General features: G+C 48.0%; 33 protein-coding genes. 5 read left to right on the top strand and 28 right to left on the bottom strand.

Annotated features, from left to right (window positions below; genetic code table 11):
• Positions 1-9: 9 nt before the first annotated feature.
• The 4 genes from KDD30_RS06115 to KDD30_RS24465 all read left to right on the top strand — a co-directional run bounded on the left by KDD30_RS06115 (position 10) and on the right by KDD30_RS24465 (position 2,690).
• Complete coding sequence (locus KDD30_RS06115; protein WP_211648150.1) at positions 10-321, top strand: hypothetical protein; 312 nt, start codon at positions 10-12, stop codon at positions 319-321.
• Between the two features lie 123 nt (positions 322-444).
• Complete coding sequence (locus KDD30_RS06110; RefSeq protein ID WP_211648148.1) at positions 445-1,395, top strand: peptidoglycan DD-metalloendopeptidase family protein; 951 nt, start codon at positions 445-447, stop codon at positions 1,393-1,395.
• Positions 1,299-1,883 carry a polymer-forming cytoskeletal protein gene (locus KDD30_RS06105; RefSeq protein WP_211648146.1) on the top strand — a complete coding sequence of 195 codons (585 nt, stop codon included), beginning with the start codon at positions 1,299-1,301 and terminating at the stop codon, positions 1,881-1,883. Before KDD30_RS06110 ends, KDD30_RS06105 begins: the two co-directional genes overlap by 97 nt.
• Positions 1,884-2,090: 207 nt before the next feature.
• Positions 2,091-2,690 (top strand): hypothetical protein, encoded by a 600-nt coding sequence (locus tag KDD30_RS24465; RefSeq protein WP_249199214.1) that lies wholly within the window; start codon positions 2,091-2,093, stop codon positions 2,688-2,690.
• Here the strand turns inward: KDD30_RS24465 and KDD30_RS06095 are convergent, their stop codons facing one another.
• The 6 genes from KDD30_RS06095 to KDD30_RS06070 all read right to left on the bottom strand — a co-directional run bounded on the left by KDD30_RS06095 (position 2,691) and on the right by KDD30_RS06070 (position 6,666).
• Positions 2,691-3,038: a DUF4144 family protein gene (locus KDD30_RS06095; RefSeq protein WP_211648139.1), complete on the bottom strand. Its 348-nt coding sequence runs from the start codon at positions 3,036-3,038 to the stop codon at positions 2,691-2,693.
• Between the two features lie 88 nt (positions 3,039-3,126).
• Positions 3,127-3,492, bottom strand: coding sequence for a VOC family protein (locus tag KDD30_RS06090; RefSeq protein WP_211648138.1), 366 nt, complete (start codon positions 3,490-3,492; stop codon positions 3,127-3,129).
• A 140-nt stretch (positions 3,493-3,632) separates the two neighbouring features.
• The gene (locus tag KDD30_RS06085; RefSeq protein WP_249199212.1) at positions 3,633-4,232 is read right to left on the bottom strand and encodes an SDR family oxidoreductase; all 600 of its coding nucleotides are present in this window, start codon (positions 4,230-4,232) and stop codon (positions 3,633-3,635) included.
• Between the two features lie 158 nt (positions 4,233-4,390).
• On the bottom strand, positions 4,391-4,945 hold the full coding sequence (locus KDD30_RS06080) for a nucleotidyltransferase domain-containing protein (protein WP_211648136.1): 555 nt from the start codon (positions 4,943-4,945) through the stop codon (positions 4,391-4,393).
• 16 nt (positions 4,946-4,961) lie between these two features.
• Positions 4,962-5,954 (bottom strand): phosphotransferase enzyme family protein, encoded by a 993-nt coding sequence (locus KDD30_RS06075; protein WP_211648134.1) that lies wholly within the window; start codon positions 5,952-5,954, stop codon positions 4,962-4,964.
• Between the two features lie 49 nt (positions 5,955-6,003).
• On the bottom strand, positions 6,004-6,666 hold the full coding sequence (locus KDD30_RS06070; RefSeq protein WP_211648127.1) for a hypothetical protein: 663 nt from the start codon (positions 6,664-6,666) through the stop codon (positions 6,004-6,006).
• 109 nt (positions 6,667-6,775) lie between these two features.
• Here KDD30_RS06070 and KDD30_RS06065 point away from each other — a divergent pair, with 109 nt between their 5' ends.
• Positions 6,776-7,231 (top strand): DUF302 domain-containing protein, encoded by a 456-nt coding sequence (locus tag KDD30_RS06065; protein ID WP_211648126.1) that lies wholly within the window; start codon positions 6,776-6,778, stop codon positions 7,229-7,231.
• Here KDD30_RS06065 and KDD30_RS06060 read toward each other — a convergent pair.
• The 22 genes from KDD30_RS06060 to KDD30_RS05955 all read right to left on the bottom strand — a co-directional run bounded on the left by KDD30_RS06060 (position 7,222) and on the right by KDD30_RS05955 (position 23,151).
• The gene (locus KDD30_RS06060; protein WP_211648124.1) at positions 7,222-7,635 is read right to left on the bottom strand and encodes a hypothetical protein; all 414 of its coding nucleotides are present in this window, start codon (positions 7,633-7,635) and stop codon (positions 7,222-7,224) included. The two genes, KDD30_RS06065 and KDD30_RS06060, sit on opposite strands and share 10 nt — an antisense overlap.
• Positions 7,636-7,692: 57 nt before the next feature.
• Complete coding sequence (locus KDD30_RS06055) at positions 7,693-8,211, bottom strand: GNAT family N-acetyltransferase (protein WP_211648122.1); 519 nt, start codon at positions 8,209-8,211, stop codon at positions 7,693-7,695.
• A gap of 111 nt (positions 8,212-8,322) precedes the next feature.
• The gene (locus KDD30_RS06050) at positions 8,323-8,532 is read right to left on the bottom strand and encodes a DUF3565 domain-containing protein (RefSeq protein WP_211648120.1); all 210 of its coding nucleotides are present in this window, start codon (positions 8,530-8,532) and stop codon (positions 8,323-8,325) included.
• A gap of 27 nt (positions 8,533-8,559) precedes the next feature.
• Entirely contained in the window at positions 8,560-9,012 is a 453-nt protein-coding gene (locus tag KDD30_RS06045; protein ID WP_211648118.1) for a hypothetical protein, read from the bottom strand.
• 101 nt (positions 9,013-9,113) lie between these two features.
• Positions 9,114-9,599, bottom strand: a complete 486-nt coding sequence (locus KDD30_RS06040; RefSeq protein ID WP_249199211.1) for a GNAT family N-acetyltransferase — start codon at positions 9,597-9,599, stop codon at positions 9,114-9,116.
• On the bottom strand, positions 9,600-10,280 hold the full coding sequence (locus KDD30_RS06035) for an HAD-IA family hydrolase (RefSeq protein WP_211648116.1): 681 nt from the start codon (positions 10,278-10,280) through the stop codon (positions 9,600-9,602).
• A 109-nt stretch (positions 10,281-10,389) separates the two neighbouring features.
• Entirely contained in the window at positions 10,390-12,177 is a 1,788-nt protein-coding gene (locus KDD30_RS06030; protein WP_211648114.1) for a M28 family metallopeptidase, read from the bottom strand.
• 300 nt (positions 12,178-12,477) lie between these two features.
• On the bottom strand, positions 12,478-13,164 hold the full coding sequence (locus tag KDD30_RS06025; protein ID WP_249199210.1) for a penicillin-insensitive murein endopeptidase: 687 nt from the start codon (positions 13,162-13,164) through the stop codon (positions 12,478-12,480).
• A 162-nt stretch (positions 13,165-13,326) separates the two neighbouring features.
• On the bottom strand, positions 13,327-13,731 hold the full coding sequence (locus KDD30_RS06020; protein WP_211648107.1) for a DUF2007 domain-containing protein: 405 nt from the start codon (positions 13,729-13,731) through the stop codon (positions 13,327-13,329).
• Between the two features lie 95 nt (positions 13,732-13,826).
• Complete coding sequence (locus KDD30_RS06015; RefSeq protein ID WP_211648105.1) at positions 13,827-14,474, bottom strand: class I SAM-dependent methyltransferase; 648 nt, start codon at positions 14,472-14,474, stop codon at positions 13,827-13,829.
• Between the two features lie 229 nt (positions 14,475-14,703).
• On the bottom strand, positions 14,704-15,150 hold the full coding sequence (locus KDD30_RS06010) for an N-acetyltransferase (protein WP_211648103.1): 447 nt from the start codon (positions 15,148-15,150) through the stop codon (positions 14,704-14,706).
• A 220-nt stretch (positions 15,151-15,370) separates the two neighbouring features.
• Entirely contained in the window at positions 15,371-15,724 is a 354-nt protein-coding gene (locus KDD30_RS06005) for a DUF1428 domain-containing protein (protein WP_211648101.1), read from the bottom strand.
• Positions 15,725-15,748: 24 nt separating this feature from the next.
• The gene (locus KDD30_RS06000; protein WP_211648099.1) at positions 15,749-16,138 is read right to left on the bottom strand and encodes a YciI family protein; all 390 of its coding nucleotides are present in this window, start codon (positions 16,136-16,138) and stop codon (positions 15,749-15,751) included.
• Positions 16,139-16,168: 30 nt separating this feature from the next.
• Positions 16,169-17,020 carry a YciI family protein gene (locus tag KDD30_RS05995; RefSeq protein ID WP_211648097.1) on the bottom strand — a complete coding sequence of 284 codons (852 nt, stop codon included), beginning with the start codon at positions 17,018-17,020 and terminating at the stop codon, positions 16,169-16,171.
• 107 nt (positions 17,021-17,127) lie between these two features.
• Complete coding sequence (locus KDD30_RS05990) at positions 17,128-18,423, bottom strand: RNA polymerase sigma factor (protein WP_211648095.1); 1,296 nt, start codon at positions 18,421-18,423, stop codon at positions 17,128-17,130.
• Positions 18,424-18,477: 54 nt separating this feature from the next.
• Entirely contained in the window at positions 18,478-19,110 is a 633-nt protein-coding gene (locus KDD30_RS05985) for a hypothetical protein (protein WP_211648093.1), read from the bottom strand.
• A 273-nt stretch (positions 19,111-19,383) separates the two neighbouring features.
• Entirely contained in the window at positions 19,384-19,764 is a 381-nt protein-coding gene (locus tag KDD30_RS05980; RefSeq protein WP_211648091.1) for a hypothetical protein, read from the bottom strand.
• A gap of 104 nt (positions 19,765-19,868) precedes the next feature.
• Entirely contained in the window at positions 19,869-20,273 is a 405-nt protein-coding gene (locus KDD30_RS05975) for a DUF1801 domain-containing protein (RefSeq protein WP_211648089.1), read from the bottom strand.
• Positions 20,274-20,378: 105 nt separating this feature from the next.
• Positions 20,379-21,083 (bottom strand): acyloxyacyl hydrolase, encoded by a 705-nt coding sequence (locus KDD30_RS05970; protein ID WP_211648088.1) that lies wholly within the window; start codon positions 21,081-21,083, stop codon positions 20,379-20,381.
• A 70-nt stretch (positions 21,084-21,153) separates the two neighbouring features.
• On the bottom strand, positions 21,154-21,756 hold the full coding sequence (locus KDD30_RS05965) for a DUF6624 domain-containing protein (RefSeq protein ID WP_211648086.1): 603 nt from the start codon (positions 21,754-21,756) through the stop codon (positions 21,154-21,156).
• A gap of 424 nt (positions 21,757-22,180) precedes the next feature.
• Positions 22,181-22,735, bottom strand: coding sequence for a zf-TFIIB domain-containing protein (locus KDD30_RS05960; protein WP_211648079.1), 555 nt, complete (start codon positions 22,733-22,735; stop codon positions 22,181-22,183).
• Positions 22,736-22,800: 65 nt separating this feature from the next.
• Entirely contained in the window at positions 22,801-23,151 is a 351-nt protein-coding gene (locus KDD30_RS05955; protein ID WP_211648077.1) for a DUF805 domain-containing protein, read from the bottom strand.
• Positions 23,152-23,398 lie beyond the last annotated feature (247 nt).

Raw genomic sequence — 23,398 nt, 5'->3', positions numbered from 1 at the left:
AGTTTACCGATGAAAAAAACTGCATCTTCTTCTGCCGCGATTCCGCGCGAACGCCGACCAGATGGACTGCAAAAGTTATTCCTGTGGCTGATTGTTCTGGATTATTTCCTGCTCAGTCATTTTCTGCTGCGCATGGACAGTATGACGTTAAATGCAGGGACGACCATCAGTTTTCTGTTGTTTGGATACAACGGACTGTTGGCTTACCTGTGCTTTAAACGGGCAAGACGCAGCGGGGATTTCTACATCATTTATCCGACGCTGGCCGCCATTCTTCTGGCTTTTATTCTGTTTCTGTATTTTTTCTTTTTGATCGCTTGAAGGGACAAAGATTGCATGATGCATGGCAGGGAGCACAAATTTACATCACCCTTTCCTGATATAGGTTAATCCTGCCACCAGCTTGTCGCCTAAGCATTAGAGAAAGCGAATGAGCTTAGCGAAATGAAAGATCAACTCACAATCTCGATATCAACGATAAATGGTTCTTACCATTTTCAGTTAGGAAAATATTTAAGACGAAACCTGCTGGCAACGTTTTTGGTGTTCATGGTTTCTGTGGTCGTGATGGCGTTTTCCATCAAATACCTGTGGAGTGCTGTTGATCAGTCACAGCAGGAAAAGACTCAGATCAGCCGTCACGCCAATGAGCTCAAGGAGGAAATCCAGAGTCTGGAGAGCGACCGACAGTCTCTCGAGCAGAATCTGGCAGACCGACGCTACGAACTGGAACAGATTTCTGGTCGGGTGAATGAGCTGGAAAACGTACTGGGCATTGAAAGTGAAGGGGAACAGCCGCTGGATACACGGCTGGATACTGCTGCACTCAACTCTGCCGTACGTGTCGCCATGCTCAAAGTGATCCCCAATGGCGCGCCGATAGATTATCGCCGGATTTCCTCCAGCTATGGCTCAAGGAACCACCCGGTGTATGGCAATAAACGTCGCCACCTCGGGATCGATCTGAGCACCAGTACGGGGACACCTGTTTATGCTCCGGCAGATGGGGTCATCGAAATGGTTCGTCCAAGTAAGAAAGGCTATGGCAACTTGCTGAAAGTTGACCACGGCTATGGATTCATGACTTTGTACGCACATTTGCATAAGTTCAAAGTCAAAACCGGGGATTTCGTCCGGAAAGGCGACTTAATTGCGCTATCCGGCAACAGTGGTACCTCAACTGGCCCCCATCTCCACTATGAGGTTCGTTTTCTGGGTCGGGCGTTAAACCCTCAATACTTTATGAAATGGGGGCCCGATAACTTTGACTATCTGTTTAACCATGAGAGGAGCATCCAATGGGACTCTTTAGTAAAAGTGCTGGAAGCACAGGCAAGCACTCAACTGCAACTATCATTGCACAAGGCTGTTCCTTCAAAGGGGATATCGAATTAAGCGGCAACATCCAGGTGGATGGCTACGTTGAAGGTCGTATCCGTACTGAAATGACGTTGTCTATCAGTGCAACCGGACGCGTTTCTGGTGAGATCTATGCCAACAAAGTAGTGATCAACGGTCTTCACGAAGGTGCCTGCCATGCCGACAGCATCGAAATTCTGGAGAAAGGTAAAGCCAAAGGTGTGATTTACACCAACGACATCTGTATTGAACGTGGTGGCTGCTTCCTGGGTCAAACCCATCCGGCAGATGAAGAAAAAGTCGTGACCATCGACAAAGAAACTTCAGCGAAAGGCGAGTCAGCATCAACAGAAAACCAAAAGTCCGCAACACCTGCGCCAACGCCTTTAAAAGCAGCCGAAGCTGCAAATACGGATAAAACAACACCGAGCGGTACAGTCAGCGCTGCAGGTCATAAATCAGGCACTGCATCAGCAACAACCCCGGTGACTGATGCAAAAAAACAAGCGAATGCCCGGAAATAAATCCAGCGCCTGATCTTCTGCTCCTCACATTCTCAACCGGAACCTCAGGTTCCGGTTTTCTTTGGTTATCCCCTCTATTTTGCGCCTTACATGAAAATTGTTAACTGCTTCCCAAAAGTCAGGTTTGCAATCGACGCCATGTCAAAAGGCCACATTCCGATACGATAATAGATTCATAAGGAAATCAGACCCTCACAAGGAACAGCGATGAAAACAAACCTCTCGTTCACCACGGTTATCTTTGCCACACTGAGTTTAACGGCCTGTACATCGACGATGGAAAGCACCAACCCTCAGGCGAGTGCTGCGCAGGCAACACAAACCATTCTGGATACCAGCCAGTGTATCGGAACCACACAGCCCCCTGCTGCATGGGCCAGCAAATTAGTTGCCGTCGATGATCCCGCTTTACTGACCAACGCCATCGGCGAACCCAATCAAGGCAAGCTGTGTCAGGGACAGGTGTATGAAGTAAAAGATGGCGAAGCGCTGACCATTTACCGCGCCTGGAACAGCACCAACCCAAACAGTCAGTTTGGTGCCTGGTGGGCGACCAGCCAGCCAAACGGCAAAGTTGCCCAGTATCGGGAGGGTTATGAAATCTGCTATCAATGGTCGCCGCTGGACAAAATGACCCGCTGTGAATTAACCCCAGGCAGCAAACTGGTGATTGGCAATGGTCAGAGCGCACAGTGTTCTGAATGGCTGACTTATCCTGTCTCCGCCGAACAGCAACTCTATCTTGAAGGTACGGAATCGCTGGTCAGTAACTGTCAGACCTTCGATGCCGTCTTTGGCTGGGAATAATCATTCTGCCTGAGCCATCTGGCAAGTGATGCCAACGGCACGGATGGCTTCAGCCGTGGTTCGGAAACTGACTTTTGCAGCGCAACATGCCCCCTGACTGGACTGGTGAGACTGAATCATCTCACACAGTTCCGTCAGGGGAATCTCTGCAACTGCTTTCACCAACTCAACAGGCCGCCCTTTTTTCCAGTGCATCGCAAAGACCTGCCCCGCCGAATCAATCAATCGGTCTTCCGGCTGAAATCCCAGTAAGTGTAAATCTTCATCTTCCTGCCAGCTTTGCAGAGCCGGCAGATAAAACAATTCTGGGTCACCGTCGTATTTGAGGATTGCAGGCCAGACAACCATGAGCGTTTGCTCCAAAACTGAAAAGAAGCATCATGCCTGCAACGACCCGCGCTTTCAAGCGAGTCGAAAAACCCGTGCTCGCTCTCTGCTAGCCATCTGACTGAGAAACCAAATGAATGATGTTGGCAGGATTTGCAACCCAGAAGGCTGCAAATCCTTCAGGCAAGGCTTCGATTTCATCTCGCCGGATGACTTGATTGTTTTGCAGATAATCTGCGGCGGCGTGCAGATCATGTGTCACGATTTCAAGCCAGATTTCAGCCTGACTGATGCCCGGAACATTATCCAGCCAGAGCACTTTATCCCCGAACTGAAATCGTGGTGTATCGCTTTCCTGCGCCCTTTCAATTTCGGGCAAAGCCAGAACATCCCGGTAAAACGATACGGTTTGGGCGTATTCGTGAGTTGGAATTTTCATGGCAATATTATGTCCGGCACGAAAAAGAGAGTTCATCGCAACACTCCTGAACAAGATCCAATGACAGTTTTCACATTCAAAAACGACCTGACTGACTTCAGTAAAGTCGCTTTCTCAATCCTTGCCAGTGTACCGGGCAGTCACAATGTCAATTGACTGCATAGCGCACACAATCATTACCAAGGGTGCTCTTTCCCTTCCCAGGTGTAAAACTGACCGCTCATGTCCAGCGTGAGTTTATCCACCAGCGCAATGATGCCAGCCACACTGGCTTGTGGGGTGATTTCCGCATTAGCACCGCCCATGTCTGTTTGCACCCAGCCCGGATGAACAGGACACACCGTAATTCCATCCTCGCGTAATTCCAGTGACAGCACCTGCATCACTTTGTTGACCGCAGCTTTTGAACTCCGGTAAGCATACATGCCCGTCCCTTCATCACTGAGCGATCCCATCATGCTGGAAATGGTCACAATCCGCGGGCGTTCAGAACGTTTCAGATGCGGTAAGAATGCGCGGCTGATGCTCAGCGGTGCAATGGTATTCACCGCAAAAGTTTCCAGCCAGTCTTTCTCTGTCACTTGGGTCAGACTCTGGTCTTCCGGTCCAATCACACCCGCATTGTTGATCAGCACATCGATATGATCCGCAATGGAAGCCGCGAATGACTGTACCGCCTTCTCATCGGTCACTTCCAGCGGGTGCAGATATAAATTTGCTGAACTGGATAAATCTTCCAGTGCAGGACTAAGCTGACCACGATAGGTCGCGATCACTTTATCCCCCTTGACAGAAACGCTTGGGTCAGCGCCAGACCAATGCCCCGCGACGCGCCGGTGATGAAAATCGTTTCCATGATTGTGCTCCCCATTCTCAGGTTTTCGGATTGTCCTGAGTCCTTGATCAAGAACTCAGATGAGCGCTGCTGGCGTCTTTAAAATTGCTCGCTCAGCTTCTTTAAGTAATCTTTCGCCAGAGCTGTATTGCCACGGCTCAGCCATTTGATGCAGTCAAACAGTTCCCAAATCAAGCCATCATCTCCTTGAGTATAAACCGGAAAATTTTCATGGCTTGGTGCAGGCTTATCTGACATTTTCGTCAGAACAATACCTGTCTTATCAAAGAGGATTTTACAGGGTTGAGAGAGTTCGAAAGGCTCAGTGAGATCAACACAATGGATTTCTGCGCTGGTTAAATCGCCAAAAATATACTTTTTGAAGCAGGCGTTGCCCTGATGTTCACCAGCCAGCTGATAAAAAATATCTTTATCGGTTTCAAACCTCTGGTAACAAGGCCCACTGCGGCGATGAAAACCGTGCTGCGTAAACACAAGTACATCTGCATCCGACACCCGATCGCCTTTGCCACTCGCAAGCGACCCCACTAGGACTGCTGCGACCACATCAGATTCCGGCGCAAACGCCTGAATCGCACTGTTGACCCATTGCTGCTGAATGGGTAAATCGACGAGATCATTTTCGGTTGCCAAACCCTTTCCTCCTCAATTATCTCTCATCAATACTGTGTGCTCTGAGTATTGTTTCAACCGGCCGCCAGCGGGCCTCCCAGGGTTCGAAATCCTGCTGCGGGATGAACTTCGCCGCAGCAAGATTCTGATGAAGATAAACGGCTTCCAGAGGCCAGAGATGGCGGTCAGCAAAAATGCCCCAACAGTTGGCACCGTCCAGTAGTTCATCATCGGTGAGTGGGTTCTCTTTCAAATAGGCTTGAATCAAACAGAGACTTTCCTTCACACGCATCTGAAACAAATAGGTACAGGCACGCGCCACCTCGTAACCAGGTGGCATTTGCATCAATAAATCCCAATCAATGATGCCAGTAACCTGACTGTCCAAACCGAAAAACACATTGTATTGATGGTAATCCCCATGGATCAGCTGAAAACGTGAGTGCGGCTGATACGACGAAACCGGTCCTGTACACTGAAGAAATTGCTTTTGCTGGGTTGCACGGCGAAGCGCCCAGTGATCGACTTGCTGCAACACAGATTGTGCCTGAATCAAGGCAATGACCCGCTCCAACCGCTGACACCATTGCTGGTTGTCCCATTCTAATGGGATTGTCGGGAACCCTTCGGCCGGATAGTCCCGCAAACAGTGATGCAGTCGACCCAGCATCTTCCCCGCTGCACTGGCATGCCGACAGGTCAGCTGCGCCGTTGGAATCAGTTGACCCGTTGCCTGGGGAAATAATGCATACAGATCCCCATGAACCTGAACGAAACGCTCCCCGGCCCCAGTTTGTGTCGGCATTGGTGCAATCACTTCAGGCAGAATTTGCGATAAGTGTGATATCACCTGATGCTCCCGTTGCACCTTAGCCGCATCTTGCGTTTGATACTGTTTCAGAAAATAGTTTTCTGTACCCGCTACATGATAAATCCGATTGGTTGCCCCCAAAGCAACCGGGTGCACTGATTGCACACCCGATATTTTCGGCCAGAACCGGAGAATATCCGTGATGGTTTCATCTTGCATGTCGTGGTCTTCCCTGACGCACCTGTCCCTGCGGATTGGATGAGTTCGATCAAAACTTCGCGTGATAATACTCGGTCAATGTTGAATCTGAATTGGAAGGTTTCTTAAAAATAAAAGATTGCTCGTTGAGCCAGGTCAATTCGGTTGCCCACCACAACGTCATAGTTTCATTTTCATGATGCCCGTAAACATCCACCCATTCCTGATCAACCTTTTTCTGGAGAAAGTGCTCACTATCTTGCCCATTGTAATCATCAATGTACCTGTATTGATGATTCGGAGAATAAACAGCTCGCTCCGGATTTCCGCGTAAATCCTCGCCAGTCTGAAGAGAAATCAACGTATCAGCTTCATGGCCGCAGGTGAAAAAGATGATCTCTTCAACCGGATAATAAGCATTAAACTGACATTCATCCTCAAAATAGGATTCTTCTCGTACCACTTCCCCAAGGGAGTCCTGAATCACCAGCGTTTCATTCAGGCTGAACCGATTCCCGAGTTCTTTTTGCGTTGCCTGATAATCGGTCACCTTTTTCAGTTCAGGTTGCTTATAGGAAGGTGCCTGCCCTTGATATTGCTGAAATTCCTGAGCAGAGATTTCAGTCACTTTTAAATGAAAAGCGTCATTTTGCGCAGCAACGCCCGCGGAAATGAACACGCCAGACAACCACGCAACTGAGCGTATCAGACACCCTTTTCGATGAATCATCATCCTTCCTTTTTCCTTGTCAGCCTCTCGGCTCAGGTTTGTCATCAGATCAGAAGCACACTAGGCTTATGATTACTTTGGTGCCCTCTTTATGCGACAGTCAGGACGCAATATGAAATTCATTACCCTTGCATTAGTGCTCATGATGAGCTTTCCTCTTGCTGCAATCGCTCAGGAGAATGGCTTGATTCGGCTAAAAAGTGCGCATTCGGTGGCATCCACTGTTGAGCGGCTGGAAACAGCCTTAAAGTCGAAAGGCATGACTGTGTTTGCTCGCATCGACCACGCTGCCGGGGCCAGAAAAGCGGGAATTCACCTGCGGCCAACCATCCTGCTCATCTTTGGGAATCCAAGAGTCGGGTCGCCACTCATGGTCTGCGCCCAAAGCGTTGCACTCGATCTCCCCCAGAAAATGCTGGTCAGCCAGGATGAGTTTGGCATGGTCTGGCTCATGTATAACGACCCGCAATATCTGGTTGCCCGCCACCAAATTGAAGGTTGTGAAGATGTCATCCAGAAAATTGAGCTTGCTTTAGCGTCCTTTGCCAAAATCGCGACTCAGCCTTGATGGGCAAACTGGTTCTGTCTGAGCGTGATCACAATCACTGCTGTGGCAATGACGGCATAAATCAACACGATGACCTCGTCATCCAGCGTGCCTAAATGTACGAGTTGTGCATGAAGGTTTGCAATTTCAGGGTGGGACGCCGACATCGCTTTCAAATCCGCAATAGAGGCATTAATCAAACCATTGAAACGCAACTGTGCCAGGCAATTAATGCAAGCGATCAATCCATAGGCAACCGATGTGGCCACCCGCTGGATCAAGACCCACTTCTTGTTGCTGCCAAACACCCAGCCCAGTAAAGCAATCGTCACTGTGGCTATCACGCCCCAGAAAGTGTTGGTAAATCTGACGAATTCTAAAGCAATTCTTGTCAGTTCAAGTGCTGAGATGGCTTCCGGTGTCATTCCCTGCTCCTTAGCCTTTCAATCGCTGTTGCGGTTTCAATCACGATTCAGAGAACATCAATCCGTGCATTCGATCCAGTAACGAGCGATTGGCTCTGGAAAAACTTTCCCGCGAATGACTTTTTCAAATTTGCCGCCATTTTTCTCAATGACGCTTCTTGAAGCCAGGTTGTCTTCATCTGCGGTCACCAAGGCTTTCTCAATTCCCAGTGCTTTCGCGACCGGCAAAGCCAGTGTCAACATCCGTTTGCCATGCCCCTGATTGCGCGCTGAAGGTGCAATATCGTATCCAATATGGCCGCCTTCCAGAGACAGAAACTCATTCTCAATATGATGTCGAATCCGAATCGCTCCCAATAACACACCGTCATCTATCAACCATAAATGGGTACAGGGAACATAGTCTTCCCGAAGATTGATCCCTTGCGCTTCATCCGATAATTGTTTCACGTACTCAGCGAAGTTCTCTGTTCCCTGAGCATAATAACCTGCATTCTCCGGATCGAATTTTTCAAAATCCTGGTAAAAGTGTAAAAAAGACGATTCGTGCTCAGGTGCTAACGTGATGAGTTCCATTGTGATGTAATTCCTTATTGTTTTTTAGTCTTCACCCAACAAAGCCGGTATTTTTGGTCTATCCGTTTAACGTTGTTTCAAGAATGCAACCGCCAGACCGTAACCAAAGTGTTAATCACCAACATCCTTCGGTGCGCCTGCATCACATTTTTTACAGGCCAGTTCGAAACCCAGCATTGCGGCGCGTCCCTGTTCCGTGACCACCCAGGGACGACAAAAAAACGGGGGCTGATGCCTGACATGCTGAAAGTGTCCGCAACTGAGTTCTGCAACCCAATCGCCAGCCTCATCCAGATGGTAACCCGTGATCGGTTGCTTCATACGTCACCCATCCCCAATCGAATCACTTCATACTGTCTTACGCATCTGATCCAGCAATTGAAGGCAGGCCAGCATCAGCAGTTTTTCCATCTCTTCCTGTCCATAGCGCGTTCCTATGCCCAGCAGCCCTTTGAAGCTGATCGATTTGCGGACAAATTCCGACCAGCGAACCGACTGTGAAACCCGGAATGTATTTCGGGTGCGTCCGGTTCTGGCATGGTGGATTCTTGAAATCAACTGAATCTTGGGCCGGTAACCCACCGGGTACAAGCCACCGTCAGCCCGGAGTAAACCAAAATCTCCCCGTCTGACATCAACCATGAAAACGTCCAGAATCAAATCGTCTTTTTCAAATTCAGACACCGAACTTGCTTCCGCTAAACTGAAAATCGATGCCATCAGTGTTCTTAAATGATCATCCAGCGTGACATCACCCCAGTTTTGCCAATTCTCAAATCGATTCAATTTGCTATTGGGCACAACAGCCAATGTCCCCAAATAAATATTGGGTTTCTTTTTCTGAAACAAAGTTGAAAGCAACGTCACACCCTCGATACTTGAAGCTCACGCCGAAAGATAACTTATCTATCAAGAAACAGATAAAAAGTATCTGATGCAGCAGGCTGGAAGCCAAATTTGAGAAACAATCGTATCGAGCGTCCATTCTGCGGGTCAACCTTTGCCCATAAAGTTTTGAGTTTTTGATCCCTGGCATATTGCATCAATTGCTGAAGTGCATCAGACATATAGCCTTTCCCCCAATATGCAGAAGCCAACAAACAGCCGACTTCACAGGTACGATTATCTGCTGAGAAACTATGAAGTCCACAGGTACCCATCATATTGCCGGATTGATGGCACTCAATCGCCCATTCGAGTGATTCCCCTGTTGCTGCCAGTTTCCGGACACTCGCCAGCATTTGTGCAACCATTGCCATAGAATCAAACACAGGTTCATCGATATAGCGCATCGTTTTCACATCAGAATAAATCGCCAGCAGCGCTTCTGCATCGGATGCTTTGATCGCACGTAATGTCACTTTCTGCCCGACAAGTACAGGCAGCACTTAAGCACCTGAAGCTTGATGAATACGACATCTGTTTTCGCCGCAATTCACAGAGACGACAATTTCTTCATACCCGGAAATACAGGCTGCAGCCTTATTTGCCATTAAAACCCCGGCATCAAATTGCGTTTGGATGCCAATCACGCAAGCACCGGCACTCACCCCGGATGTCACGCCTGCGGGGGCATCTTCAAACACCAGACATTGATCAATCTCAACACCTAATTTTTCTGCACCCAGCAAATAAGGTTCGGGATGAGGTTTTCCCTGCGACACCGCTTCAGGCGTAATCAAAACGGCCGGAACAGGAATCCCTGCAGCCGCGATTCTGGCAGTGGCAATCGGAATACTGCCCGAGGTTACGATGGCCCAGGGAATCGCCTGCGCATTCAGTTGCTCCAGTAATGCGATTGCACCCGGCAGCGCAACCACCCCATCGGTGTCATTCGCTTCCAAATCTTCCAACCATTGTGCATCCTGTTCTATTTCCTCAGCAGATGCCAAAGGCCGCAACCGGGCAATCGCCTCGCTTCCCGGCATCCCCTGCACCGAGGACAGAATCTGTGCTGCATCCATGTTGTATTTCGTCGCAAAGGCAACCCATGCCCGGCTGACCGCTTCCGCTGAATCGACTAAAGTGCCATCCAGATCAAACAAAATGGCAGCAAACTTCTTTTCCATTGAACGGCATCCCCATCATTTCAAACCAATTGCACACAATTGCATAAATAAAAAAGCCACGCAACTGCGTGGCTTTCTTCAGGTTTAGAAACGGATGATCCGCTCGAAATTACTGACGATCCTGGTCAAAGTCACCATGGAAGTGACCGTGGTCAGAATGGCTGTCTGCGGCTTTCAGCTTCTCACCAATGCGCAGTTTTTGTGTGGGTTGTTCAACACTGTGCATGCGGGTCATTGGTTTCGCGGCTGGCGCTTCTTTCGGCGGGAACAGCGGCTTACTGAATGCGTAGTAAGTCGTTACATAAGCCAGCGCCTGCGTATTCACATACAGTGCTTCCTGGCTGACATTATTGAAATCATCACAAGCCTGGTGGTAGCACTTGTCATATGCGACATCAATTTCGCCACCAAACTGCTCGACTTCTTCCGCCGTTTTCACCTTCTCGGCACCCGTGAACAGGCCGCCGAATGCGATGCCCCAGTCAGCAAAACCTGCATAATCTGAACGCTTCGACAGTGCCTGAGGAACCGTTGCAGAAGATTTCGCAGTGAAGAACTCGTTGAACGTCGCTTCAATATCTGAAGTCCCATAAGGTGGTTTGAAATCACCGGTGTAGGCATTGTCCGGACTATCTTTCGTATCAGACAGGTCACCGTCCATCACACCGAAGATATAGTTCGGCGAACCAATCATGTCGAAGTTCAGGTACAGTTTCACTTTATTCAACTTAGAATAACGCGCATCAACCAGTTCAATCTGCTCTTCTGTCAGCTGACTTGGATCTTCAATTCCCAGTTCATCCATGATCTCTTGCTGCGCCTGATCATAAATCGGTGCAAACAGTTCCTTGGTGTAGTACTCAGAACCCACCAGCCCGGCTTCTTCAGCAGCCCACCAGGCAAAACGAACTTTGTTCTTCACCGGCGCTCTGGTTTCAGCCAATGTAATGGCGTACTCAAGCAAACCTGCAGTCCCGGAGCCATTATCATTGATGCCCGGACCTTCTGGGACGGAGTCCAGGTGGGCACCTAGCATCACCACCTGATTCGGGTTTCCACGCTTGGTTTCAGCAATCACGTTCTGCGTCACGACCATTTCGTCTTTCACATCAACGTTCAGGGCAACCGGTACAGACTGCGTTTCGCTCAGATCAAACCAGCTTTTGCCCAGCGCATAACGCGCACCGAATGCAGGAATGACCGCAGCGGTATCACTGCCCAGCGTTCCGTTCACGACATCCGTCCGGCCCGGATCATTGCCCTGGTTAAAGACGATCACGGCTTTCGCACCCGCATTTTGTGCATTCACGACTTTATCGTTAAATGCACAACCACCACGCTGAATCACAGCAACTTTACCTGTGACAGCTTTACCGTCGAAGTCGGTTGCTTCGCAGCCATCGGTATCATCATAATTCGGGCTGGAGAAATTAAAATCAGGTGTGATAAAGACAACTTCACCGTTTAACGGACCATTTGAGTCGCCTGAATAAGACATCACCGCGTAATCCGGCTCAACGCCTTCACCCGCCTCACGCGTGCTGATTAAGTCTACGCCATTCACATTCAGCGCTGTGCCCGCCAATTCTTCCCAGGCACGAAAATCAAAGGCTTGCGTGGTTACTTTATAGCCGTACTCTTTCATCACATCGATGATGTAATCCACGGAATATTGATAACCGTCTGTGCCGGCAGCACGGGTTGTTGAGTTGCCATCTGTGGTTTTAGAGGCACGGGCTTCTAATTCCACTAAATGTTCGACCACATCTTCACGTTCAATCTCGCTACTGACATAAGCCGCGGCCAGTTTAGGGTCTTTCCAGTAACAACCACTCAGCATGGTTGTACTGATCGCTGCTGCGAGAAGTGTCCTTTTCGTTGTCATGCACATTTGCATTAGTGACTCCTTGTTTTTCGTCAACGATGAGCGATGTAACGCAATCATTGTTGTCGAAAGACAAGGTTAAAAATATGTTAAGTTCAAATGGATGTTTGAAAAAGGAATCAATATCAAACCAATCGCATTGCAACTTAATCCATTTTGCAAAGTGTATTCCATTTCATCACAACTTCAACAAACTGAGTAAACACACAGAATGCTTCTCCTGACAAAATTATCCGATGGCTCTACTGACGATGCTGAAAAAGTAAGCTGGTTTCTCTGAAGATACCGGGAGAAAAAACAATCATGTCCGGTTCACTGACATGGAATTGCGAAGTCAACGTGGTAGTGATCATCATGTCTGACCCAAGAGCGGCGCTTGGAAAACTGGATATTTTGTTTCAGGTATCCCCCAAATCGAGTCTGAAATAATTTCGGCTGCAGTTTGGGGTCAAAAATCACCCGCCATAAATCATGCCCCCGTTTGACGGACTCCCGGTGCAGTTCGACGATATGGGCAGCCATCGCGTCATAATCTATCGACATCCCGTGGTATTGATCCGCTGCATCGAATTCAATGCGATACCCAAATTTGTTCAGCGGATGAGTGGGTAAATGCACCGATACACCCTTCTCATTCACAACAGGCGTCATAAAATCAACCGACAGGCCATTTCGGTGGGTTTTATGTGGCTTAAATTGACCGCCAGATTCAAAGCCGGTTTCTGCATATTTGTACACTTTGTCTGGCATTGACGTTTCAAGGTTTTGATAAGCCGACAGCAGAATGTCCGCCACTTCAGAGTGGACATAGGTACGCCCTGCCCACCGGGCAATGGTGCTGTACCCTGTAAAGTTATTTCCGTTTGCAGGAAGCTGTACGCCATATTCAAGGGATCCGTTTGACGTTGTGCCGTGACAGATACTTTCCTGAGCAGTCGCAGTCGCAGTCGAGGCCAAACCACTCAGCACGCAAAAAATTGATTTCAGTAAAATTTTCACAATCAAACAGTCCCTGCAATCGCTGACAAAATACCAGAGGTGAACACCGGTTCATGACTCAAACGAGTTGATGGGGCGACCAGTAAAAGACAATGATAAATGTTGGCGTTCCAACTGAGTTGCCATCCGCGGCTGAGCATATGCAATCAACCTGCAGGTTTTTTACTCATCGTCAGCCTTGAAAAATTCACCACAAGACTGACATTGATAACCATGCTGATAATAAAACAGTGGGAATCCGAGCAGCAGAAACACGACAAATGCTGGCCGTTTGCCTTTAGTGAACGGTGTGTAATGATGATCGCCACAATGCGGGCAACGTATCTCATCACTCAAGGCTGTGCCTTGCTCAACCGCCATTGAAAAATCGGTTGCCAAGATTGCGATGGCTTCATGTTGATCCGGCTCTGTCACCATCAAGCGAACACCACCAATTGCATCAGAATAGAGCCACTGCGCATTGATGGTATGCTCATCTGCAATCACACTTTCAATACCCGCCGCTTCAAGGCTCGCTTTCGCAATATGCGCTTCATGTGGGAATGAAAACCTTGCGACAACTTTCATCTGAAACCTCTCATTTTGGTGAGAAACAGAAAAGGGGTTGCCCCCTTTACGGTAAGCAACCAATCGATGTTTGACTTGGGTTAAAAATAGACTGTTTACGAGATTCGGTGTGAATCGGCCGACTTGCATGCAACCAGATAAACCGCTTTCACGTGATGGCCAATCAACCGACACGTTTCAACATGGAATCCAGCGGCACTCACCATGTCTGATGCCAACCCTGGTGTCAGCTTAATCGCCGTTGAAGATTTTTTGCCGTACATTTTCGTGTACCGGTATCGCATCAGCATCTGGTGGATCAGGCTCATCCCATGCAAAGTAAAACTGGCGACAATCAAACGACCACCGGATTTTAACACCCGGAAACCTTCCGCCAACGCTATTTCCGGGTTCGGAATAATGTGTAATACGTTCGCCATAAACACAGTATCAAAAGCGCTATCCTGATACGGCAGCTGAAAGCAATCTGCCAGTTCAACACGCACATTCAGTGCGGATTGAAAGCGTTCCTGAGTGATGCGGACCATCTCTTCAGAAATATCTGTGGCAATGATTTCAGACGCCGAATCAAGGAAACACTGGGTATAAGTACCATTCCCGCACCCCAGTTCCAGCAGCCGGCCAGGATCCGAGAACGCCCTTAGCTCACCTTTGAGGAGGTCAATATTCGTCATACCTACAACATAGTTATTCCGTGCTTCAAAGTTTTGTGCGAATTGTTCCCATTGGTTTTCTTGTGACATATAAAACTCCATATAAAAAGCCAGACCCGATTGAATCAAATCCGAATAAACAATATGGACATTGCTCTTGCTTCAACGCTGTTTCGCGTTTTGAAAGTGTATTTCTGTAGTCAGCTTCTGAATATAAACAGGACCCATCCATAATCCAAGCACAAACCCAACCCCAAGACCAGGCTTCGGATAATGTGCAAAGATCAGGATAACCTGCTCCGCAGTCAGGTCGCGCGTGTCAGCAATGAAGGTAGCAGGCTAAAGAGATAAAATCTTCATCACTTTCGACAATTTCGTAATTGAGCGATTGATAAAAATAAAGCGCCCTTTCATTACATTGAAAGCAAGATAAAGTGATACATTCTCTTTTTTGATCACAGGCTATTCGGTGAATGAGGTGCATGATTGATTTTCCGAACCCTTGATTTTGATACCCGGGCTCCAGAATCAGGAAATGTACATGAAAGGACCGCTCGACAGATTTGTAACACAGTAACCCTGCGCGTTTGCCTTTTATCTCAATCCAATGAAACCAATGCCATTGGTATTGAGTTTTTAATCTGTCGCGTTGAAACGCGTCATCCCACCCAAAAACTGACTCGATGTCCCGATAAATCCCTCTTTTTACAACGTGAAATAATGGCTCAAATTCATTCTTTGCCACGGGTCGTAATTTGATATCCATATAAAAAAACAATCCTGGAGATGATCATCCCCATCTTTTACATCTGATATAAATCATTCGCAAGAGTGTGAATCTGAAACCGCTCTCAGCGGCGTGCCATAAACCACAGCACCCGGTAGCTGCCAATCCGATGCAGAACAGACAAAAGCGTCCTCAGTACGAAATATCGCAGAGGACGCCCTTCGTCTTTCAACACCTTTCGATAGCCTGAAGCATATGTCTAACAATCCACAATCGCTTCGAAACCACCGTAAATCAAACGCTTTCCGTCAAATGGCATAGGATTTACCGTCATATCACAGATCGGATCTTTCATGAATAACGCCATGCCTTCGTCCCGCGCTGCTTTTGAAGGCCACATAACCCATGAAAAAACGACCGTTTCATTCTCTTGGCATTTTACAGCCATTGGGAAGGACGTAAGCTGGCCATCCGGGACATCATCTCCCCAGGCTTCAACAACACGCTGTGCACCATACTTTTTAAACACTTCAGCCGCTTCGGCGGCATGTTGACGATACACTTCCCGTTTCTCTGTGGGTACCGCACAAACAAACCCATCAACATAACTCATAATGATTCTCCTCTGCTGGTTAGCTCAACGTCTATCTTGGTCCTGATAACTCACATTGTTTTCTGCCTGAAGTTCACGCACCGGCCGGATTTCAACACAACCATAGCGCGCAGGCGGGATCTTACTGGCAACCTGAATGGCTTCATTCAGATCCCGGACATCCAGCAGATAAAAGCCCGCCAGCTGCTCTTTGGTTTCAGCAAAAGGGCCATCCGTGATATCCACCTGACCGTTGCGCACCCGTAACGTGGTTGCCGATTGAACAGACAGCAGCGCTTCACCGCCGATCATATAGTCTCTTGAACGAAGCGACTCACCGCAATCCATACACTCTCGATTCAGTGCATCCCATTCGGCTTGCGACAGCGTTTTCATTGTCGCTTCGTCGTAATACACCAAAGCCACATATTTCATTCTGGTCATCCTCTCCAATGAATAAACGAATCACAGCTGACCTTCTTCGCCCGGCAACATCACCATCCAGCCCATGCCAAACTTATCAGTGACCTGGCCGTACAATGGTGACCAGAATGTTTTATCCAACGGCATCCGCACGGAACCGCCATCGGCCAGAGCATCGAAGACACGCCGTGCTTCTGCTTCAGAATCTATCGTCAGGGTCAGATTAAACCCGGTAAATGGCCCTTCATCCCCACAGCCATCCGAGGCAAAGATTCTCATCTTTCCGACCGTAAATTCGCAGTGCATGACTTTATTTTCAAAACCCGGAGGCAGCATCCCTTCAGGAACAGGATCCGGACTTTCATTGAACCGGAATTTTAGATGAATGCGGGCACCTAAATGTTCCTGATAATACGCCAGTGCTTCATCGCAGCAACCATTGAAAAACAGATAACAATTCGACTGCGCTTGCTGCAAGGCGATGGTTTGCCGCAGTTGGTCTTCCTGCTCACGAACCGAACCATCACGATCAATATCTGCGAAATCTTCCATCTCGTAAAATGGACGAATTTCTATATCCGATGCTTCTGTCATCGGGTTCGGACATTTCTTGACCCACTCAATGGCTTCTTCCATCGAGTTCACCTGCCACACCCAATAGCCCGCAACCAGCTCATTAGTTTCAGCAAACGGACCTTTGGTCACCGTCCGCTCACTACCGTTGAATCGGACGCGTACACCTTCACGACTGGGTTTCAGGCCGTCTCCAGACATCATCATTCCGGCTTGGACCAGCGATTCATTGAACTCGCCCATTGCGGTTAATAATGCCTGATCAGGCATTTGACCGGCTTCTGAACTGTCGCTTGCTTTGACGATTACCATGACTTTCATTGTGCATCTCCATAATATTCAGATGAATTCAAGAGCGGCGCTTTTCAGCTCTCTACACAATAGTCGAGTGAGATCCGGGACGATCGACAAGCGTCGGAAAAAAAAATTTATTTTTTGGGATTGTGTGAAAGGTCAGATAAATGGGCTAGCTTTCTCCTCAGGATCCGCTGCTCAGGGACTTGCTGAGTCAGGGTTAAGGCATGCTCAAATTGCCTGATCGCCTCGCGTACCCGGCCAGTCCGGCTGAGAAGCTCACCATAGGTCGCATACGTCAGGTGATATTGCTGCAGCACTTTTTGCTGAAGCAGCGCTTCAACGATAGCTAAACCAGCCTGCGGACCGTCCCGCATTGCAATCGCCACCGCCTGATTCAATTCAATCACCGGCGAAGGCGCGACCTGTAAGAGCAAAGCATACAGAGACACAATTTGGTGCCAGTCTGTGTGGGCACTGTCTGCCGCCCGGGCATGGACCGAGGCAATGGCAGCCTGCAGGGTGTAATACCCGAAATCTCTGCTCTCCAGCGCGCTTTGGACCAAAGCGGAACCTTCCTGTATCAGCGCTTGATCCCACAAACGCCGATTCTGATCTTCGAGTAACACAATATCACCCTGTGAATCCGTTCTGGCTGCCCGGCGGGATTCAGTCAGCAGCATCAGCGCAAGCAATCCAGCCACTTCCGCATCTGGCAGTAAAGACAAGACCAAGCGCGCCAGTCGAATCGCTTCTGCGGTCAGTTCTGCACGCGTTACCTGCGCTCCCGCGGATGCAGAATAACCTTCGTTATAAACCAGATAAATCACCGACAGGACGGATTCAATTCTGTCGGGTAACTCTGCCTCGCCAGGAATCTGAAATGGAATGTTGGCTTCCCGGATCTTCGCTTTACCGCGAACAATGCGCTGCGCCATGGTGGAAGGTGACACCAGAAAAGCGCTGGCGATTTCTTCTGTCGTCAGACTGCAGACTTCCCTGAGCGTCAGTGCGACCTGCACTTTGGCATCCATGGCCGGATGGCAACAGGTAAAAATCAGGCGAAGCTGATCGTCTTCGATCACTTCATCACTGAACTCAAAAGCCGCTTCACGATTGTGCTGAAACAGGGGCGTTTCGATAGGAGAATCCAGCAATTGCGAAACAATCTCGCTCTGACGTTTTTGTCTGCGCAATTGATCAATGACTTTGAAACGCCCAACCGAAATGAGCCAGGCACTTGGATTTTCAGGAATCCCTTCCTGCGGCCACTGAGCAAGTGCTGTACTGAAAGCATCATGAAGCGCTTCTTCGGCCAGATCAAAATCCCCCAGCAAGCGAATCAGGCTGGCATAGATTTTCCGAGCCTCCTGCCGGTACACATCATCAATTCTGGCTTGTACAACATGCTTTGCCACAGGTGCTGTCATATCGTTCCCTCTGTTGTCATCGATCAGTTGATCAGCCCGGCCATCTAAGCAACCTTATCTCGAACGATGCGAACGATGTTGCCATTTCAACTCGGGGATGTGAATCCTCTGCTCAGCCGAACCGTTCCAGTCCACCACAAACCCAGCCCGCTCAAGCGCTTGCTGTATCATTTGTCCAACGTTGAGCATTTCAGGGCCGGTCCAATTTAAATGCGCATAGGCAAGGTACAAACCGCGTCCATTCAAAGCACTTTCTACATCCTGTCCGTGATAAAAACAATAGCCAAAGAATGTACCTTTCGGATACGCATTGATTGCATCTTGCGCATCTTCATGACCATCCGACTGGGTATAACCTGCGTTGTGCAAACACAGAACACCTCTATTCTTTAAATCCTGAAAGACACTTTTGAGTCGGTCAACATCAGTTACCTCTGGCCAGGACGGCTCAGCAGCTAACTTTTTGCTGAACTCAGTCCCGACGGAATCACGCAGCATATTCTCATCTGCGCCTTCTTCCAATAAATCAGAAATAACTGATTGAACATCATCTGGCGTATCAAATCCTCCCCAGACATGCACCTGAATTGCTTCTAAAATAGATTGGTTCGTCTCATTCTTATTTATGTCCATCGCAACAGTCTGGCAACTCGTTAAAGATAAAATTAGGAACAAACACCACTTCATGCTGAATCAATTATCCTTTTATATTGAGTACTGCATCTTCGACCAGAGTGAGATAATCCTTCTCATCAGATAGCTTCAACAGCACAGAGAGGGTTGCCGTTTCGATGGGTTCCGGCATCGCTTCAACATCGGCATCGACAGAAAATTCAAACCGATGCGGGTTGAAGGTTCAGAAAATCCGCTTGTTCAAAAGAACGTAACGCCAGCATTGTGCTGAACGGGATGCTTGAGCATCCGAATGATACAAAACAAGTACGCTGATAAAGAAAGATCTCACTGTTGTTTCCCCCTCACGTTCACCCTGGCATTTGAATGCGAAGTTTCACGCAGGATTCTGATTTCAATTTCATGCCAATGTTTTCGGAGATAAGATCGATGAAACCATTGCAATCTGAGATTCAGAATTCGGCAGACCGAAGCATAAGGTGCCGACTTGATTTGGACAATTCTTGCCACAAGCCAGTTTTCATCAAATCCGGCCCACTCGCCCGCGACGCTCAATACGTTTTGATATAACGCAGGGGAAACCTCATCAAATAAAATCGATTTTAGTGTTTCGACAGCATAAGGAGACGCAACACAGGTCCGAACAATCCATGGGTAATTCTCGGCGACATCCGCATCTAAAAACAAATGAGAAAATGCAACCCACACAGCACTTCTGTGTTTCAGTTCAGTTGGCGACAGCTTCATTGCCCCATCTCACTCACCGAATGAATGGCATACGCGAACATGGCCGATCATCTCTCGTCTCCTGATCAAGCGCCGAGCAATGGCAGGTGCTTCACCTTCTGATAAGTCATGCCCAGGGTAAGACAATGCAAAATCACTGACGCCGGTATGGCTTCACCGCGATTCAATACAATCGCGCGGTTGCCCTGAAAAGTGAGCACGTCACCGTAAATCTCCCGAAACGTATCCACGAGCTTGGTATTGCAATTAAAAAACAGGTAAAAATAATCCGGAGATTTGAGCTTCCAGTCCATACGAATCGGACTCCCGGATTGAACGTGATAACTGGGCTCCCCCCACTTCAGCGATTCATTGATATCCCCCAGTTGTAAGTCATCCGCAATCTTAAAAATCAGCGTTCTGATTTCAAGCAGTTTTAACCGGACATCCTGCGGATAATCATCGAAACGCTGAGAAACAATTCTATCCATCGAGCATTCCTTTGTCTGTCAGTGTGGCAGCGCGCATGAGCACACGCCCTCTGAAAAGTAACTTTTCCTCGGATTGTTTCAACGCAATCCAGCGTATTGAAATGATCAAAACCGGTAACTGAACTCAATCATGTGAAAATCAGCCCCCGTTGTATCAGACCCATTCAGGCCAGCATCTGAATAATGAAGAAAACGGTAGCCGACGCCAAGCGATTCATACACAGGGACAGACACACCAAAAGTCAGCGCAAACTGAAATGGTCCCCCGAAATCCTGTACACCAAACCGATGTCGGCTGAATAAGGCGCCGCCGGCACCTAAATCCAGTAAGAACCGACTGTCGTCAGTCCCCAGCGTGACTTCTGGTATGGCAGAAATCACCAGTGCACTTTCTCCCGCCCCTCGCAATAGGCCGCCACTGGCCATCAAACGAGTCCGCACGGCCCACCTAGACGAAGCATAAGGCTGCCAGGGAAACCCATAGTTCGCAGCGACTGAATATTCCTCAAAATTCTCGGGCGCATCCTCGCCGAGCAGCGTCTGTTCAGAAATCCGGGCACGAATGCTAAGGCTCTCTAAGTTCAGCGTTTCTGCTGCACTCAGAGGCGACAGGCAAAAACCGCAGAACATGAGCAGCAACCGCCCCCACACAGCAGAGACACTGAATTCAGAGTCCCGCGCCCGCCAATGCATGAGATTTGATGCTGCTGTCACGATCAACTTGCCCCCTGCCTCAACGATTGGGTGAAGCGAAACAGCAGGCAAAACCTGCTGTGCTTCATACAGGATAGTCGGCGGCTTACTGAACATTGCGCCGCCTGTTTCATGCCATCCTAATGATAGATTACGGAATTATTCGATGATTTCTTACAATACGATTTCAATACACATTCATTTTAATTTCAGGATGATCCTTGATGCCATACATCTCTTCCAAAAGTTTGAAATAATCATCCAACGGCGGCATGCCCATTTCTGCTCTTCTCTCATTCACTGTTACTGGATTTTCAATGGGTTCAATCACGATGGCGCCTTCATCAAAGCGAGCCTGAGTGCCATAGATTTGTTTGTTGCCTTTTGCGAGGAGCACTCGATCGGTTATTAATGCAAGTTGCTGTCCGGTGATCCCTTCAGCATTCAGATAAGATTGCCTGAGCATCGGGAGCATTTTTTCTTGAAACTCTAAATCCGACGAATGTTGGATGATCAAAAAAGCGGCACGAATGCCTTCCGTACCCACCTCTGAGGCAGTAAACCAGGAACGACCTTCAAGTATTCTTTTCAGTTTCGATGTATTCACTTCATCTATCTCCGATACCTGCGCGCGTAATTCTTCAGGCGCTTGATGCCAGCCTGACTGACCAAGCACCCGGCGGATATCCTGATCAACTACGGCCATCTCTGATAATTGAGACTGCAATTGAAGGTTGACTTCAGCAACGGTTGAAAAGGAAAACAGAATAAGGAAGTAAAGACTTTTCATTGTCAGAAGACCTTTTGTATTTCACGCCTCATTAGGATTCAACAGGCAGGCTACCGCCTATGGCAATCAAGCCACGCAGGGAATCATCGAAACGGTATGATAAGCGGCTGCGGATCAAGTTTCACGAAACAATGAGAGTCTATTTGCATATCTGTGGTTCGGCGCAAAGTACATTTCGAGAAGGAAAACGGCCCCGTATCGAAAGGGCTGGTGACCGTTGAGATGCTGTGAGTGGTTGATCCTAGCTGAGCAAATCTGATGAAGAAGACATTCCATGTGCATGTCAGTGAGTCACATCATTCATGCCATGCCATGCCATGCCATGCCATGACATGAAAAACTTCCTGTACACCCTAAAGTCAGATTCAATAAAACAAAAAAAGTGAGCACGAATTACTCACTTTTTCTGGTTGTTTTACGACCATTATTTTTCCGCAGAATACGGATCTTCGGCCAGCAGGTACGCACGCAAATCAGCTTTTTGCGGCTGAGATTGCAACCACTCACGAAAGGCTTTCACTTTACCGTAATTCTCTGCTCCGAATTTATCCTGATAGATATCACGGAAATTTTGTTGGGTGCTTTGTTCGCGGATCTGATGCTGCCAGTGTTTGGTAACAACGGCATTCAGAGTGCCTGCCAGACCTTCGCTTTTCAGCAATTCCCATTCACCCCGGTCAAGCCAGAGGCCGCCAACAGCCGCACTGTAATCAACACGATGATCGTTTTGTGCCGAGATACGGAATTTGTGCATAATGGTGCCGGTAACCGGACACAATAAAGCTTTCTTCGTATCCTGAGAATCCTGCTCGAAATTGATTTGCTCCGAAAACTGATAGTCGGGATTTCTGTCTTTCCAGGCCACGAAGTCTTCAATCAGAATCCAGTTCCCCTCGCATGAAGAACAGGTATGGGCTCTGAACTGCCCTTCAATAAAGCTTGGGGTTAAATGACCTTGTTTACAGCTTGTACATTTCATGAATACGACCTTTTTCGAAGAAGTGTTTATGCTTAAAGGTCATGAACACTTCCTATCAAACACGATTAAGCAGTTACACCTTTCGGATTTGAACCATATTGGTTATCACCAGCATCACCATCAATCACTAAGAAATATAGTAATACCAAACCAACAACCGGAATCAATGTAACCAACAGCCACCAGCCACTGCGATTCGTATCATGCAGGCGACGAACGGCGACAGCCAATGACGGAACAAACAAGAATAAAGAATGCAATAGCATAAAAAGGTCATTTACCCCAACGATATAACCAAACACAATCAGCACAACATTCAGAATGAATGCTGTTAAGTTAAACATCCATAATTCACGTCGTCTTGAACGACCGGAGAAATCTGCAAATTTCTTGAGAACAAGCATATAGTTTGTCATTTGAGCCAACCTTTCCCTTCTTAAATTCATGCAATTATAATGAGTTGTGAAAATATTCAGCCAGAATTCAATCTCAACTTGATTGCAATCAAACACCTTTCACAGTTGACTTTAGGCGACCTATTTCAGGTTTCATTAACATTTTCTTAAGTAATTCAGACTGATATTTATTGAATGATTTAAAATCAGGGACATTTAATTCGTATATTCACCTGTATGAAAAAACGGCCTGCATACGCAGACCGCT

It is taken from the genome of Photobacterium sp. GJ3 (assembly GCF_018199995.1).
Classification (GTDB): Bacteria; Pseudomonadota; Gammaproteobacteria; order Enterobacterales; family Vibrionaceae; genus Photobacterium.
Note: the sequence above shows the minus strand (reverse complement) of the source record. Positions and strands in the feature narration are given on the sequence as shown.

Bases quoted from the DNA above. Each gene is read 5' to 3' on its own strand.
- KDD30_RS06005 (WP_211648101.1), bottom strand. From the start codon at position 15,724: ATGAGTTATGTTGATGGGTTTGTTTGTGCGGTACCCACAGAGAAACGG.
- KDD30_RS05960 (WP_211648079.1), bottom strand. From the start codon at position 22,735: ATGAAATGTACAAGCTGTAAACAAGGTCATTTAACCCCAAGCTTTATT.
- KDD30_RS06105 (WP_211648146.1), top strand. From the start codon at position 1,299: ATGGGACTCTTTAGTAAAAGTGCTGGAAGCACAGGCAAGCACTCAACT.
- KDD30_RS06055 (WP_211648122.1), bottom strand. From the start codon at position 8,211: ATGGAACTCATCACGTTAGCACCTGAGCACGAATCGTCTTTTTTACAC.
- KDD30_RS06110 (WP_211648148.1), top strand. From the start codon at position 445: ATGAAAGATCAACTCACAATCTCGATATCAACGATAAATGGTTCTTAC.
- KDD30_RS06050 (WP_211648120.1), bottom strand. From the start codon at position 8,532: ATGAAGCAACCGATCACGGGTTACCATCTGGATGAGGCTGGCGATTGG.
- KDD30_RS06075 (WP_211648134.1), bottom strand. From the start codon at position 5,954: ATGCAAGATGAAACCATCACGGATATTCTCCGGTTCTGGCCGAAAATA.
- KDD30_RS06035 (WP_211648116.1), bottom strand. From the start codon at position 10,280: ATGGAAAAGAAGTTTGCTGCCATTTTGTTTGATCTGGATGGCACTTTA.
- KDD30_RS06000 (WP_211648099.1), bottom strand. From the start codon at position 16,138: ATGAAATATGTGGCTTTGGTGTATTACGACGAAGCGACAATGAAAACG.
- KDD30_RS06115 (WP_211648150.1), top strand. From the start codon at position 10: ATGAAAAAAACTGCATCTTCTTCTGCCGCGATTCCGCGCGAACGCCGA.
- KDD30_RS06065 (WP_211648126.1), top strand. From the start codon at position 6,776: ATGAAATTCATTACCCTTGCATTAGTGCTCATGATGAGCTTTCCTCTT.
- KDD30_RS06030 (WP_211648114.1), bottom strand. From the start codon at position 12,177: ATGCAAATGTGCATGACAACGAAAAGGACACTTCTCGCAGCAGCGATC.
- KDD30_RS06090 (WP_211648138.1), bottom strand. From the start codon at position 3,492: ATGAACTCTCTTTTTCGTGCCGGACATAATATTGCCATGAAAATTCCA.
- KDD30_RS24465 (WP_249199214.1), top strand. From the start codon at position 2,091: ATGAAAACAAACCTCTCGTTCACCACGGTTATCTTTGCCACACTGAGT.
- KDD30_RS05970 (WP_211648088.1), bottom strand. From the start codon at position 21,083: ATGTTCAGTAAGCCGCCGACTATCCTGTATGAAGCACAGCAGGTTTTG.
- KDD30_RS05995 (WP_211648097.1), bottom strand. From the start codon at position 17,020: ATGAAAGTCATGGTAATCGTCAAAGCAAGCGACAGTTCAGAAGCCGGT.
- KDD30_RS05985 (WP_211648093.1), bottom strand. From the start codon at position 19,110: ATGAAGTGGTGTTTGTTCCTAATTTTATCTTTAACGAGTTGCCAGACT.
- KDD30_RS05975 (WP_211648089.1), bottom strand. From the start codon at position 20,273: ATGGATAGAATTGTTTCTCAGCGTTTCGATGATTATCCGCAGGATGTC.
- KDD30_RS06060 (WP_211648124.1), bottom strand. From the start codon at position 7,635: ATGACACCGGAAGCCATCTCAGCACTTGAACTGACAAGAATTGCTTTA.
- KDD30_RS06010 (WP_211648103.1), bottom strand. From the start codon at position 15,150: ATGGATATCAAATTACGACCCGTGGCAAAGAATGAATTTGAGCCATTA.
- KDD30_RS06070 (WP_211648127.1), bottom strand. From the start codon at position 6,666: ATGATGATTCATCGAAAAGGGTGTCTGATACGCTCAGTTGCGTGGTTG.
- KDD30_RS06020 (WP_211648107.1), bottom strand. From the start codon at position 13,731: ATGAAAGTTGTCGCAAGGTTTTCATTCCCACATGAAGCGCATATTGCG.
- KDD30_RS05990 (WP_211648095.1), bottom strand. From the start codon at position 18,423: ATGACAGCACCTGTGGCAAAGCATGTTGTACAAGCCAGAATTGATGAT.
- KDD30_RS06015 (WP_211648105.1), bottom strand. From the start codon at position 14,474: ATGTCACAAGAAAACCAATGGGAACAATTCGCACAAAACTTTGAAGCA.
- KDD30_RS06095 (WP_211648139.1), bottom strand. From the start codon at position 3,038: ATGGTTGTCTGGCCTGCAATCCTCAAATACGACGGTGACCCAGAATTG.
- KDD30_RS05965 (WP_211648086.1), bottom strand. From the start codon at position 21,756: ATGAAAAGTCTTTACTTCCTTATTCTGTTTTCCTTTTCAACCGTTGCT.
- KDD30_RS05955 (WP_211648077.1), bottom strand. From the start codon at position 23,151: ATGACAAACTATATGCTTGTTCTCAAGAAATTTGCAGATTTCTCCGGT.